This is a genomic window from Candidatus Methanoplasma termitum (assembly GCF_000800805.1).
Classification (GTDB): Archaea; Thermoplasmatota; Thermoplasmata; order Methanomassiliicoccales; family Methanomethylophilaceae; genus Methanoplasma; species Methanoplasma termitum.
In genome coordinates this window covers 506,956-519,243 of the sequence record NZ_CP010070.1, presented here as the reverse complement: position 1 = coordinate 519,243, position 12,288 = coordinate 506,956, and the positions used below count along the sequence as shown (strand labels likewise).

Genomic DNA, 12,288 nt, shown 5'->3' with positions numbered 1-12,288 from the left:
ATATATAACTAAGTACCTTTAAACCAGAATATTTCACGTTTTTGTCAGCGATATCGCTTTTTCAAGAACTTTCTCAACATGCCCGTCTACCTTTACATTCTTCCAGGCAGCCTCAACTATGCCGGTTTTCCCGATGATGAAAGTAGAACGTATCGTTCCCCGGACCTCTTTGCCGTACATCATCTTGGTGCCCCAGGCGCCTGCTTCTTCTGTCAGGGTGTGTTCCGGGTCGCTCAGGAGCTTGACCTTAAGCGAGTACTTCTCTCTGAACTTCCGGTGAGAATCGACCGTATCTTTGCTAACACCTATGATGGGGATGTTCCTGAGCATGAACTTTGCATACGCCGCAGTGAAATCCTGCGCCTCCTTTGTACATCCGGATGTGCCGTCCTTCGGGTAGAAGTAAATGACGTATCTTAATCCGTTCAGAGAGTCGCTGTTGAACACCTCGCCGTTCTCGTCCTTGAGAGCGAACTTAGGAAAACGGTCGCCGACCTCCATTTTCAGAACAATCTCCCTGCTTTTTCATCTATTACTTTTGAAACGTCGATCTCGAACATCATCACCGGATGGGTCATTTCGTAATCGGTTATCACTTTCGGCGACAATTCACCGAAGAACCCGATGTTCTCTCCTTTCGAGAAGATGAATGCGCCTCTTCCGTCAATGAACGTTCTGTATGCGCAGGGGGAGACTTTGTATTCGATGCCCATCTCTCTTGCAACGGCTTCTGTAATGGATTTTATTTCGGTGAAGGATGTTCTCGATGCTGCGACCATGCCGCAAAGGTGCGGTGTAGTTATGTGGCTATCGGAAACAAAGCCTATCTCGAATATCTTCTGAGGCAGGTCCCTATGTTTGTTATGTCTGAGGATCCTCATCAGACTGGGCATAAGGTACGATCTCAAGCACGTATGGTCCTCAGTAATTGGGTTTTTGACACTAGTAGAAACCTTCTCCGGAAGCCCCGATCTTTCGAACTCATCCTTCGGGTTGCTCAGCGTGAGGGTCGTGACCTCTGTGAATCCAAGACCTATCATCACCGTCCTCATTTTATCTGAGAATGATGAGTTCGAGTCCAGCTTTCCGGACGTCTGCTGGGATATGTAGGGTCCGCCGAACTTCTCGAACCCGTAGCCGATCGCAACATCTTCGAAAACGTCGACCTTGTGCATCATATCAAGTCTTGTCGGCGGGATCGACACTTTGATGTTGTCTCCTTTTACAGAAGCACTCACACCCATCCTTTCTATGGCCTTTTTCATTTCCTTGCCGGAAAGACCCAGACCTAAGAATTTATTACATTCTGAAACAGAGATCGTTACTTCTGTCTCGGTGAGAACGGGGGAGTATTCGGAACTCCCGTTGATAAGTTTGACTGAATGTATCTTCCCGCCCCGCTCGGCCAGCGCTGTAGCGACAATATCCAAAGCTCCTTTGACGGCTTTCTGATCGTTCCCGGTGACATCGATGAAAATATTCTTTGTTCGGGTGGTGACTGTGGTAAGTGCGCCGTTTATTATCGGCGGGAAGGACAGAACATCGTTGTTCTTATCCAGGATGATCGGATATCTCTCTTTCCCGAGGAGAAGATGTGCGTAATCCTTTCCTTTATCGAGGGTTCTCAATATCTCGTTCAGATCCATTTTTTCGGTGCCGTTCAACGGTACAAAAGATACCTCGGACGGTCTTACCGCTGTGTAGACGAACGGCGGCCTTACTTTGTCCATGTCATGGAGGCCGATGGCGATCTTGTTCCTTTTTCTCCCGATGGTCATATGGAGCTTTTCCTGAAGCTCCATCATGGACCTTATCAGATCGTCGGTGACATTGAGACCTTTAACTATCGCACATGCGAAGCACGGCCTTACGTCACGTACAGATTCATCCACGGTCACAATGCAGTCTGAACCGGAGACCTTATACTTCTTCAGACCCGGCTCTATATCCAAGAATGCCCTGAGCGCCCTTGCCAGACCTTCGACGCTGAACAGGTCCGGTCTGTCTGGGAAGAACTCCACCGAAAGATCCTCCGTAAAGCCTTCTATGTGGTGCATGTCCGCACCTATCAGGGGTATCTTCTCCACCAATATCTCTTCGGACACTTTTTTTCCGATCAGATCGCAAAGATCGCTGTATTTGAAATTTATTACCGGCATCAGATCAGCGTCCCAGCTCCTGATGAGCTTTTCCGAGATGGCCTGCCGCCTGAGCGGAGAGCGTTGACAATTCTCCGGCAAGCACCGTTACCGCAACTATCTCTGCCAGTTTCTTTGCCATTCCGTCACCCAGACATCCCATTATGCTGAGCGCCTCGGCCTGGAACGGCAGTCTTGTTCCACCTCCGACGGTCCCCACTTCGACCGACGGCATCCTTACGGAAATGTACAGATCGCCGTCCATATCTTCGCACATTGTCGTGGCCATGCTTCCGCTGACGACCTGTGCGGGGTCCTGTCCGGTCGCAATGTACAATGCAGCCACCATATTGGCTGCGTGGGCGTTAGCGCCCATTGTGACCGAAAGCGAGCTTCCTACGAAGTTCTTTCTGATGTTCGTTTCGACAATGGCGTCCACCGTGGAACGAAGCTTGTTCTCTACGATATCCTTCGGGATCACGGCTTCGGCGATGACCGATTTGCCGCGGCCCCTTATCAGATTTATAGCCGCGGCCTTTTTGTCGGTGCAAAGATTCCCCGATACCGATATCATGACCGCTCCGGTGTGATTCTCTATCTGCCTGCATACTGCTTCGGTCGCTATCGTCGCCATGTTCATTCCCATGGCATCTCCCGTTCCGTAGGTGAAACGGATGAACAGGTTCCTTCCCGCCGGGAAAGATTCGATCGAGGTCAGTTTTCCGTGGTTCGTTGTGGTATCTACGACGGAAGAAAGCATCTCTCTGTTGTCGTTGATCCATTCGATGACCTTTGAGCAGTGATCTATTCCATCTGTTCTGAAGACGGGCGCTCTGGTCATCCCGTCCTGGAATACCTTAACTCTTGCCCCGCCGCTGTTTGTTATTACGGTCATCCCTCTGTTTATCGATGCCACAAGCGCACCTTCGGTGGTAGCAAGCGGAACAAGGAACTCTCCTTTGGCATGGTCCCCTTTAATGAAGACGGGACCCGCGATCGCGAGAGGTATCTGGGTGGCTCCGATCATATTCTCTATGTTCTTGGAAGCCTTCTCGGCGTCAAAACAGAACTTAGAGATGCTTTCAAGCTTTTTCCCTGTGAACTCTTCGACCGCCTGTCGTCTGTCATTGACATCAAAATGAGAATATCCTCGGTTCTTCAGGCCCTTCCTCTCTTCCATATCGGTGGAATTGTTTCAGTGATAATATAACTATCGAATATAGCTTATAATAAGAAGGGCTTTATTGAAGCAATGGGAGAGTCGTCTGACGGGATCAAAGAAAGGAAGCGGAATCCACACGCCCCCGGGAGTAATGTATATGATGCGTCTGACGGGATCAAAGAAAGGAAGCTGAATCTTATTGCATATCTCAGAGGCGTCGTCAACCTCGACGAGGAGACCAAACACGACAAACTCGACAGGCTTGTTCTGAAGATATTCCCTCCTTTTTTGGTGGTCTGTGCGGTGTTGATCCTCGCTTTGGTGGTCTACCTGCACAACTATACGGTGATGGGGGTCGTGTTCGGGATCTGCCTCGGGTTCATGCTCGGATTCACCGTACTCGGCATTGCGTGCATGTTCCTCTCCGACAGAGGGGTGATATCCAGATGGTATGTCATCCCGGCGATCGTATTCATCCCGATCCTTTTGTCGGTGATCCTGTATCCGCTTGGCACAAACTTAGGTTTCAGTGACTTTGTTGTGAGATATTTCGACATATTCGGGGCGAGCGTAAGCATCTATTCTTTCTTGGTAGCGCTTTATTCCGTTACGATCGTGGTATTTTTTGTCGCATACGGCGTCGTCTCGGTGATCGTCGGGTACTTCAGAAGCTACTTCTACAGAGTACTGAGGTCGTTGGAGGTACCCTCGAAAAGCAGGAGGAGACGCATTGCGGACTGGTTGTTCCAGATCCCGGACATCATTGATATCCACGGCGTCGAATTCGAACCAGAGGCCGATAAAGGGAAGTTCAACGTCCAGCTTTTTATGAACACCGCTTTCAGCATATTCGTTCTGGGTATCGTGATCTGTTCGTACATCTTCATCAACCCGCTGTTCCTTCAGATCGTATCATTCGATGAGATGCTGCTGATAGGGATGTTCCTTTCCCTTTTCATCTCCACACTCGTGATACCGTGGAGCATAGTGAAATCCATAGGTGCCAAGATAACTTCGGACGCACCCCGCGACTTCTATCTATGGAAGGGGATGAAGGGCAGACTCTATCAGGGATTCTTTGCGATAACATTTTTTATGATGCTTTTGACGCTCTCGGTGTATCTGGGTATGGACCTGTCCAGAATAGTGACGACATACATCGGATATATTGCGTTCGTCGCGTTGATATCTATAATAACCTCTTTTGTCTACGTGAACACATATTACAAGGGATTCAAGAACGGCATCATCAAAAGCTATATGCGGTCAAAAGAAGAGTGATCGTTCTCACAAATGTTATTAACACGGCATCCTTCGTCTGTTCATGGCAGACCCGGAGTACGAAGCTGTTTCCAAAGCGAAAAGGCAGGCCGAGAGCGGCAACCCCGACGGCGCGATAAGCACTCTGAGGTCATTTTTAGAAAAATACCCGGAAAGCACGACGGCAAGGATACAGCTCGCAAGAACACTCGTTTATGATAAAAAAGAGATCGATGCGGGGGTCAAGGAATTGGACATTGTTCTTGAACAGGACCCTGACAACGTGGATGCTTTGAAAGCGCTTGTGACCGTTCTCATCAAACACAAAAAGAACAACAAGAGGATGGAAGGGCTTTACGAAAAACTGCTGGTTGTATCTCCTGACGCCGATGTTTACAGCGCATATGCGGTATTCCTCAGGATCCAGAAAACGGATTTCAAGAGGTCCGCCAAATACTACGAAAAAGCGATAGCGCTTAAGCCGAACAAACCCGAATTCCACCAGAATTATGCGGTCCTGCTGCTGAACGATCTGAAAGATTACAAAAAAGGCAAAGAAGAGCTGGAGATCCTGCTCAGACTGGATCCGAACAACGAACCGGCAAGGAAGAATTACGACCTTCTTATGAAAAGGAAGTTCGACTCGGAAGGCAATCTGAAAAAGAAATCGCTATTCCGGAAATAACTGCGTAAGCAGCAGACTTTTCACAATATAGATGAGAGACAGTATACAAATGTAACAAAAGCCCTTTTATTTCAATAACACTTTATCACGAACCGGTGAACATATGGAACTAAAAGGATCCAAGACAGAGGCTAACCTTATGACCGCTTTCGCCGGCGAAAGCCAGGCTAGGACGAAATATACGTACTATGCCTCACAGGCAAGGAAAGAAGGATACAACCAGGTCGCAGACATATTCATGGAGACCGCAGAGAACGAGAAAGAGCACGCAAAACTCTGGTTCAAAGCACTCCACGGCGGATGCATACCCGAAACGGTCGAGAACCTGAAAGACGCCGCATCCGGCGAGAACTACGAGCACACTCAGATGTACAAGGATTTCGAGGCCACCGCAAGGAAAGAAGGGTTCAAACAGATCGCAGACCAGTTCAAACTGGTAGGCGAGATCGAGGCCGTACACGAGAAAAGATATCTGGAACTCCTGAAGAACATAGAGAACGGCAAAGTGTTCAAGAAGGACAAGGTCGTAGTGTGGAAATGCCAGAACTGCGGTTATTTACACGTGGGAAAAGAAGCTCCGGCCGTATGTCCCACATGCAACCACCCCCAGTCCTTCTTTGAAGTACAGTCACAGAACTGGTAAACAGCGGGAACCCCCGCTTTTCTTTTTAATTATCTGTCGTTTTAGGACCTCTGCCGGTCCATTTGCTCAGCCTTTCATAAAAACTGACAGTTTCAGCCTCTGTTTCGAGATTGAACACCAAGACCCTTCTGTTGTTACTTCTGACAACGATGTACTTCTTGACCGAGACTATCGCACTTAGGTCGTAGACCCCGAACTCGCTGTTCCTGAATTTGCCTCCGAGCCTCTTCATTCCGGCATATCCGCCTACGCGCAGGCCGAAGTTTATTTCATCTCTTATTTCCACTGAAGTGATATCGCTGTACGGGATCTTCACACTCAACATAGCGCCGCGTACCGTTAAGCCGTCATATCCCAGCTCCGAAGCGGTCTTCCTGTCCTTTAACACGATCGCCAACAACAGAAAAGTGAGGACAAGAACCGCCGCCGTCAACAGAATGTACATGCCGATATTCTCATACCCGAGCACAGCGATCATTAAGATCACGATGGCCAGGACGATGATCGCAGCGACCAGCAGCCAGGATATATTTGCCCTGCCTGTGATCTTCATAACGTTCCCTTTTTGGATGGGGCGAACTCATGCTTTGACTTGTTAAGGAAGTATGCAACGATCAGGCCGATTATGCCGAAAAGCCCTATCAACATCAGCACAGAGCCGATTATGCACAATATGAGCGCGACGGTGTGTTGCTTCCTGATAAAGACAAGGATTGCCGTCATAAGGGACATTATTCCGCTTATTAGCATAAGAGCCCCCACAATAGTAAACACATCAACAAGCGTTTGCGGATCAAAACCAATCGTTTCAAGTTGATCCAAGATGTCCGGAGTAAGAGCACTATAGACCATATCGTGAGCGTTGAGTAATGTGCTCAGGCCGGAATATATCCCAAGGATCGCCCAACCTATCGCAAATATGATTATCACCCACAATGTCGTGCTTCTTTTTGAATCGATGTGTTGCACGTTTTGTGGAGCTGACATCTGTGTCGGTGTAACGCCGACCTCTGCACCGCATTTAGTACAGAATGTATCAGAGTCTTTTAACTGGGCCCCGCAAATGGTGCAAAAAGCCTGTTTCTCTTCCATATCGGTGAAAGGCACATAATTTGTATTTAATTATGACTGGGCAAACGGCATGTTAAAAAAGACAATATAGTTAAATACGAAATAACCTACTTACAATTATGGCATCTTACTGTTCAAAATGCGGTAGACAGCTCGGAGATGGAGAAAGATTTTGTCCATCATGCGGGTTCGATACCATGAGTCAAGGAAACAGTAGCAACCCGTCTGGTAGCGGTTACACTTCGAATAGCAACGAAGGTGCACACAGCAGCGGAAGTTACGAACCTGAAAAAAATCAACAAGGAACATACTTCTAATACAAACGTGAAATCAAGCCCGATACCGACCAGAACTTATTATTTGGGAGGGCTGTTAGCAGGTATATTATCCATTTTACTTGGATTCGTTGACTTTTGGAATTACAGCATCCTTTCGGGCGTAATAACCATCGTGGGTGGCATACTGATCATAATCGGTGCGGTCACGATCAAGAACGGGAGCAATGTTAAACAGGCGGCGATATTTTTCCTGATCGGTTCCATACTACTTGTAGCCAGCCTGATTGGAGTCACACTGATACTTATCCCCATAATCGGTATCATCGGAGTATTATTGGCCCTTATCTTGTTGGTAAAGAAATGAATTAAAAAAATAATGGCCTAAACGGCCGTTTTTCTATTCTCTTTTGATATAAAAATTTCTAATTCCTGAATGGTGACGGTTGATGAAATGGACAAGAATCAGATTCCGCTTACATAAAATCCACACAATTCAGAATAGAACTTTTTTGCCACTCAATGATCAACAAAATCATCTCTGTATTTGTACAGCCTATATGCCACCACCAGCCCTATAACTCCCAAAATAAGGGGGAGAGCTAAAACAGACGAGATGATGCAACACGCAAACGCAGCAATGAATCCTCTCCTGATGAAGGCCAGTATCGCCGTGAACATAGAAAATATACCGCTTAAAACGGCCAGTATGCCTGTTGTTCGTATCATATCCGTAAACGATGATCCGTCCTGCTTAAACACAGACAATAAAAACAGCCCGACAGCAATAGCAAAGACTGCCCATAAGAGCGACCAAATGCCCAAACTCCTCAATCTACCGCTGTTGAATTTGATATTGTTGTACGAAATATTCTGTGAGGTATTTTCTGTTACCGTTACCGGAGCTCCGCAATATCTGCAGTGCCTGTCGGATCCGCTGATTGTTGAACCGCAGTTTTTACAACTTGTAGGGAAGTTGCCATTTTCCATAGTTGTTGATGGTAGAACGTTTATTTAATGAATATCAATTCGGTTTTGCAATGTATGATTTGGAAAAACTCAAGGAGGAGTTATTCGCCTGTAAGGAATGCTGGAATCTCTTCGGCTTCGAGCCCAGGCCCGTCTGCATGGGGAACTCTGATGCAAAGATAGTCCAAGTGAGCCAGGCCCCGTCCGTTCACGTACACAACACAGGCAGGTCCTTCAACGACATAAGCGGCAGAAGACTGAGGAACGATTGGTACAAGATCTCCGAAGAAACATTCTATGACCCAGACATCTTCTATATCACATCAGTGGGACACTGCTACCCCGGAAAATCTAAGAACAAAGGAGATAATCCTCCGCCGAAGATATGCGCTCAGAAATGGCTCAGCAAAGAGATAGAGTTGATCAATAACGACATCTTCATCCTCGTCGGTAAAGCCGCATCTGACTTCTTCTTTCCGAAAAGCGATTTCACAGACCTTGTTTTCTCGGATCACACGATCAAAGGTAAACCGGCGTATGTGATACCTCATCCTTCCCCACTAAATGTCAGATGGTTCAAGGAACATCCCGAGTTCGAGGAGGAAAGGATCGCTGAGATCAGAGACATCATCCACGAGTCGATATTTTAACGCCCTGTTCTTAACAAAAATTTACTGTCTGTCAGTTATTTATATCTACACACAGATAGTGAAACCACAGAGGGGATAAAATGTCGGCACTGACGATAGTTTTGATCGCGTTGGTCGTTGTTGTTATTCTTCTCGCCGTAGTTCTGATTCTGTTCTACAATAATTTTGTAGATAAGAAATTGAAGGTCGAGAACAACTTCAGCCAGATAAAGATCCAATGTAAGAAAAGGTTCGACCTCGTACCGAATCTGGTCGAGACCGTAAAAGGTTACGCAAAGCACGAGCAGGACACTCTTGAGAAAGTGACCATAGCAAGAAGTTTGGGAACGACGGCGGAAAGCGTAAAGGATCTTTCGTCGGCAAACAACCAGCTTACCCAAGCGCTAAGCAAACTGTTCGCATTGGGCGAGCAATACCCGGAGCTGAAAGCGAACACAAGTTTCGAGAATCTTCAGCATGAGTTGGTCAGCATCGAGAAGGATATCGCCACGTCGCGCAGCTTCTACAACGATTCCGTAATGATATACAACAAAGCTGTGAGATCCTTCCCGGGCAATGTCTTTGCTAAGATGCTTAATTTCAAGGAAGCTGAGTTCTTTGACGCACCGGAAGAAGAGATGCAGAACGTTCATGTCAAGTTCTGAGTACACTGATCGAATACTTCGAGCGGGGATGATATGAGAAGACCGGAATTGATCGTTCTGGGCGTATTTGCAACAATAATGGTAGTGATATTTGTATTCTCATTGACGCAGGACGATTCACAGAACAACGGCTTCGATCATTACAAGACAGACGTTCACATTAACCTCCACAACGACGGCAGCGCAACAATATCCGAAACATATGATTTCAGGTGGTCAGGCGAAGACAGCGGCGAGATGTACAGGACCATATCGGACGATGAGGCGGGCAGGATATCTTCTGTCACCTGCACGATCGACGGTGTGCCCGCCGCATTGGTCCCATACGACGCCGGTAAAAATGCAGCATCATCCGCACCTTTGTATTCCTACGGCTGGAACCAGACAGCATATTCAAACGATTGGGAGATCAACGCTTTCTACCAAAGAGCGTACTCCGGAGAACACACAGTGACATTCCAGTATAATGTTTCCAATGCGGTCACAAAATATTCGGACTGCATCGAATTCTACTACAAGGTGTTCGAATATTTCTCAAACGATCTTAAGGACCTCACTGTGACGGTCAACATGCCGACGGGGAGCCTTCAGAACGAGACATACATTTTCGGCCACGGGGACAGTCAAAGCAACCGCTGCGAATTCATCGGCGGCACTGCAAATTCGATCTTTGTAAGCCCGGATCTGGCAGCATATTCATTGTTCGAGATACGTGTGGTAAGCAAGCAGACCAGCCTATATCCGCAGATACCAACCAGCGGCGGCAGGACATTCGACTCGATAATGGCCGAGGAAAAGAACTTCCGGGACACAACGGATCTCCATATCCTGCTGGCGAACATCCAGCTTGTGCTGATAATCATGCTTCTGCTCGGCACGATTTTGTTGGTCTTATTGAGATTCAAGTTTTTCAAACGCAACAAGCCGACCTTCAACCACCCCTATACCCGTGAGATACCCTCGGTCAAACCCAATATCGAGGCGGAGTTCGGCAGTTATTACAAACTGTTCAAGGGGAACAACTTTGGAAATAAGATCGCCGCCACCATTCTGAATCTCGCTTTGAATAAAGCGATCGCGATCGAAAAGGTCGGCGATAAGGAGATAGCTTTTGTCTCTCTCAACGAAAATGCTCCGGTGAGCGGGTTCGAGAGGGGAGTGTACAGCATGCTGTTCTCCACAGTAAGGGGAAAGGAAGAGGTCAGGATCACGCTTACCCAGCTGAAGAAGGATCTTGCGAGCCGCAGGTCCGATAATTTCAATCTTTCCTATACGGATAGGAACGAATTCGCCGCAGGCGGGTATGTTGACTCGAACCTTGAAGAACAGAGCAGGAAGTGGAACAAGGTCCCCATGATACCTCTCGTCCTCGCCGTACCGATCATTGCCGTCGCCATTTACACCGGGTTCAGCGACTACATACCGTACTTCTTCGGTGCTTTGGTGGTATCGTTCCTTTTGGTCGGGGTCACATCGGAAAGGACGCCGAAACCGCTTACAGTCGCCGGCGAGGACGAATACGCTAAAGCGAAGGCATTGAAGAAATTCTACACAGATATGACGCTGATGAAAGAAAGAAGAGCGATGGAACTCCCTCTTTGGGAACAGCATCTTGTTTACGCCACGGCCCTGGGAGTGGCCGACAAGGTGATCAAAGAACTGGATGTGCGGTTCGCAGAACTGAAGGACCTCGGTCTGTATACGCCTGCTTTCACTTATCTTCCGGTGATGTACAGTGCGGGACTTGTTCACAGTATGAACTCGATCAGCCGTGCTCCTTACGCCGCGTTCGTCAGAAGCGCAGGCCCCGGCGGAAGCGGGGGAGGGTACAACAGCGGCGGCCGTATGGGCGGCGGAGGGGGGTTCTCCGGCGGCGGTGGCGGCGGGTTTGGCGGCGGCGGAGGAGGACACAGATAAGTGTTTGGTCGCAGAAACTTTGGTGCATTTTTCGTTCATCTGAACTGGAGGGCCGGGCTACTGCCTATTTAATATATTTACATCTACATATGTAACTATGGCATCATTATGCTCAGAATGCGGGAGTGAAATCGACGATGATACCGGGGTGTGCCCCGCGTGCAGTTCCGAAACGACCGAAAATGCAAACGAGAATGTTTACGCTGAAAACAGCAACGTAGGCAACATCGTTGAAAATAACGATCAGAACTCTACCCAACAAAACGGTCAAAAGCATGAAATGGGTAAATGGCTGAAGGTTCCGTTTGTGCTGGGAGTTATTTGGTTGATATTCGCCTCTGTTGAGGGCATGTTGCTTATCCAGATGAGCCCCTTATACATAGAACGCTACTCGAACTCACTATATTTTGCAGATGCAGTAACATCGTTTTATTGGACGCTTTTTGTTGGAGTTCTTCTGCTCATAAGCAGTATTTTGATCATCCTTTGTTGTATTCATATGTATAAGCTTGAAGAACACAAGAGAACAAGCATCTACTATGTACTTGGGTTTTTGATCGCCATTATTTCTGGGATTGTCTTGATTTATGCTGAGACCAGAGTTGGTGATGTCGTAGTTTATGATATCTCATTGGGCATATTCATTTCCTACGGGTATGGAATTATCGTTGGCGTATTAGGACTGATCTTCTACCTCATCATACGCAAAGAAAAAGATCGTTTCACCTCATAAAGTTTTAAAAAGGGCTTTAGCGGGCCCGTTTTCTTTTTACAATAAAAGAACAGTTCAATTCATATACTTCGTCGATATTCTCTGCTTCACGGATATCATGTAATGAGTTCTCATTCATGCCGTGGCGGGAATTACTCCCGC

The 12,288-nt window shown here is 47.4% G+C and carries 15 protein-coding genes; 9 read left to right on the top strand and 6 right to left on the bottom strand.

The features are described 5' to 3' along the window. Window positions 1-33: 33 nt before the first annotated feature. The 3 genes from Mpt1_RS02430 to hmgA are packed head-to-tail and all read right to left on the bottom strand — an operon-like array spanning window position 34 to window position 3,318. Window positions 34-501, bottom strand: a complete 468-nt coding sequence (locus Mpt1_RS02430) for a peroxiredoxin (protein ID WP_048111763.1) — start codon at window positions 499-501, stop codon at window positions 34-36. Between the two features lie 2 nt (window positions 502-503). Beyond that, on the bottom strand, window positions 504-2,159 hold the full coding sequence (gene pheT, locus Mpt1_RS02425) for a phenylalanine--tRNA ligase subunit beta (RefSeq protein ID WP_048111761.1): 1,656 nt from the start codon (window positions 2,157-2,159) through the stop codon (window positions 504-506). Between the two features lie 4 nt (window positions 2,160-2,163). Beyond that, complete coding sequence (gene hmgA / locus Mpt1_RS02420; protein ID WP_048111759.1) at window positions 2,164-3,318, bottom strand: hydroxymethylglutaryl-CoA reductase (NADPH); 1,155 nt, start codon at window positions 3,316-3,318, stop codon at window positions 2,164-2,166. A 72-nt stretch (window positions 3,319-3,390) separates the two neighbouring features. On the opposite strand from hmgA, the gene Mpt1_RS02415 reads away from it, so the two are divergent. The 3 genes from Mpt1_RS02415 to rbr all read left to right on the top strand — a co-directional run bounded on the left by Mpt1_RS02415 (window position 3,391) and on the right by rbr (window position 5,888). Continuing rightward, entirely contained in the window at window positions 3,391-4,581 is a 1,191-nt protein-coding gene (locus Mpt1_RS02415; RefSeq protein ID WP_048111757.1) for a sterol desaturase family protein, read from the top strand. Window positions 4,582-4,624: 43 nt separating this feature from the next. Further along, on the top strand, window positions 4,625-5,245 hold the full coding sequence (locus Mpt1_RS02410) for a tetratricopeptide repeat protein (RefSeq protein ID WP_048111756.1): 621 nt from the start codon (window positions 4,625-4,627) through the stop codon (window positions 5,243-5,245). A gap of 103 nt (window positions 5,246-5,348) precedes the next feature. Continuing rightward, entirely contained in the window at window positions 5,349-5,888 is a 540-nt protein-coding gene (rbr, locus tag Mpt1_RS02405; protein WP_048111754.1) for a rubrerythrin, read from the top strand. Window positions 5,889-5,913: 25 nt separating this feature from the next. Here the strand turns inward: rbr and Mpt1_RS02400 are convergent, their stop codons facing one another. Both Mpt1_RS02400 and Mpt1_RS02395 read right to left on the bottom strand, forming a co-directional pair. Next, on the bottom strand, window positions 5,914-6,441 hold the full coding sequence (locus Mpt1_RS02400) for a PH domain-containing protein (protein ID WP_048111752.1): 528 nt from the start codon (window positions 6,439-6,441) through the stop codon (window positions 5,914-5,916). Next, window positions 6,438-6,980 carry a zinc-ribbon domain-containing protein gene (locus tag Mpt1_RS02395; protein WP_048111750.1) on the bottom strand — a complete coding sequence of 181 codons (543 nt, stop codon included), beginning with the start codon at window positions 6,978-6,980 and terminating at the stop codon, window positions 6,438-6,440. Before Mpt1_RS02395 ends, Mpt1_RS02400 begins: the two co-directional genes overlap by 4 nt. Before the next feature lie 98 nt (window positions 6,981-7,078). On the opposite strand from Mpt1_RS02395, the gene Mpt1_RS07905 reads away from it, so the two are divergent. Continuing rightward, complete coding sequence (locus Mpt1_RS07905; RefSeq protein ID WP_082007225.1) at window positions 7,079-7,276, top strand: zinc-ribbon domain-containing protein; 198 nt, start codon at window positions 7,079-7,081, stop codon at window positions 7,274-7,276. 7 nt (window positions 7,277-7,283) lie between these two features. Beyond that, on the top strand, window positions 7,284-7,601 hold the full coding sequence (locus tag Mpt1_RS02390; protein ID WP_082007224.1) for a hypothetical protein: 318 nt from the start codon (window positions 7,284-7,286) through the stop codon (window positions 7,599-7,601). Window positions 7,602-7,753: 152 nt separating this feature from the next. Here the strand turns inward: Mpt1_RS02390 and Mpt1_RS07570 are convergent, their stop codons facing one another. Then, window positions 7,754-8,224, bottom strand: a complete 471-nt coding sequence (locus tag Mpt1_RS07570; protein ID WP_148305803.1) for a hypothetical protein — start codon at window positions 8,222-8,224, stop codon at window positions 7,754-7,756. A 50-nt stretch (window positions 8,225-8,274) separates the two neighbouring features. On the opposite strand from Mpt1_RS07570, the gene Mpt1_RS02380 reads away from it, so the two are divergent. The 4 genes from Mpt1_RS02380 (at window position 8,275) to Mpt1_RS02365 (ending at window position 12,147) form a co-directional block, all read left to right on the top strand. Continuing rightward, window positions 8,275-8,853: a uracil-DNA glycosylase family protein gene (locus tag Mpt1_RS02380; protein ID WP_048111744.1), complete on the top strand. Its 579-nt coding sequence runs from the start codon at window positions 8,275-8,277 to the stop codon at window positions 8,851-8,853. Between the two features lie 80 nt (window positions 8,854-8,933). Next, a complete protein-coding gene (locus tag Mpt1_RS02375) occupies window positions 8,934-9,497 on the top strand; it encodes a LemA family protein (protein WP_048111742.1) in 564 nt (187 codons plus the stop codon). Window positions 9,498-9,530: 33 nt separating this feature from the next. Then, window positions 9,531-11,414, top strand: a complete 1,884-nt coding sequence (locus Mpt1_RS02370) for a DUF2207 domain-containing protein (RefSeq protein ID WP_048111740.1) — start codon at window positions 9,531-9,533, stop codon at window positions 11,412-11,414. Between the two features lie 97 nt (window positions 11,415-11,511). Continuing rightward, on the top strand, window positions 11,512-12,147 hold the full coding sequence (locus Mpt1_RS02365) for a zinc ribbon domain-containing protein (RefSeq protein WP_048111738.1): 636 nt from the start codon (window positions 11,512-11,514) through the stop codon (window positions 12,145-12,147). Window positions 12,148-12,288 lie beyond the last annotated feature (141 nt).

Bases quoted from the DNA above. Each gene is read 5' to 3' on its own strand.
- Mpt1_RS02430 (WP_048111763.1), bottom strand. From the start codon at position 501: ATGGAGGTCGGCGACCGTTTTCCTAAGTTCGCTCTCAAGGACGAGAAC.
- pheT (WP_048111761.1), bottom strand. From the start codon at position 2,159: ATGCCGGTAATAAATTTCAAATACAGCGATCTTTGCGATCTGATCGGA.
- hmgA (WP_048111759.1), bottom strand. From the start codon at position 3,318: ATGGAAGAGAGGAAGGGCCTGAAGAACCGAGGATATTCTCATTTTGAT.
- Mpt1_RS02415 (WP_048111757.1), top strand. From the start codon at position 3,391: ATGGGAGAGTCGTCTGACGGGATCAAAGAAAGGAAGCGGAATCCACAC.
- Mpt1_RS02410 (WP_048111756.1), top strand. From the start codon at position 4,625: ATGGCAGACCCGGAGTACGAAGCTGTTTCCAAAGCGAAAAGGCAGGCC.
- rbr (WP_048111754.1), top strand. From the start codon at position 5,349: ATGGAACTAAAAGGATCCAAGACAGAGGCTAACCTTATGACCGCTTTC.
- Mpt1_RS02400 (WP_048111752.1), bottom strand. From the start codon at position 6,441: ATGAAGATCACAGGCAGGGCAAATATATCCTGGCTGCTGGTCGCTGCG.
- Mpt1_RS02395 (WP_048111750.1), bottom strand. From the start codon at position 6,980: ATGGAAGAGAAACAGGCTTTTTGCACCATTTGCGGGGCCCAGTTAAAA.
- Mpt1_RS07905 (WP_082007225.1), top strand. From the start codon at position 7,079: ATGGCATCTTACTGTTCAAAATGCGGTAGACAGCTCGGAGATGGAGAA.
- Mpt1_RS07570 (WP_148305803.1), bottom strand. From the start codon at position 8,224: ATGGAAAATGGCAACTTCCCTACAAGTTGTAAAAACTGCGGTTCAACA.
- Mpt1_RS02380 (WP_048111744.1), top strand. From the start codon at position 8,275: ATGTATGATTTGGAAAAACTCAAGGAGGAGTTATTCGCCTGTAAGGAA.
- Mpt1_RS02375 (WP_048111742.1), top strand. From the start codon at position 8,934: ATGTCGGCACTGACGATAGTTTTGATCGCGTTGGTCGTTGTTGTTATT.
- Mpt1_RS02370 (WP_048111740.1), top strand. From the start codon at position 9,531: ATGAGAAGACCGGAATTGATCGTTCTGGGCGTATTTGCAACAATAATG.
- Mpt1_RS02365 (WP_048111738.1), top strand. From the start codon at position 11,512: ATGGCATCATTATGCTCAGAATGCGGGAGTGAAATCGACGATGATACC.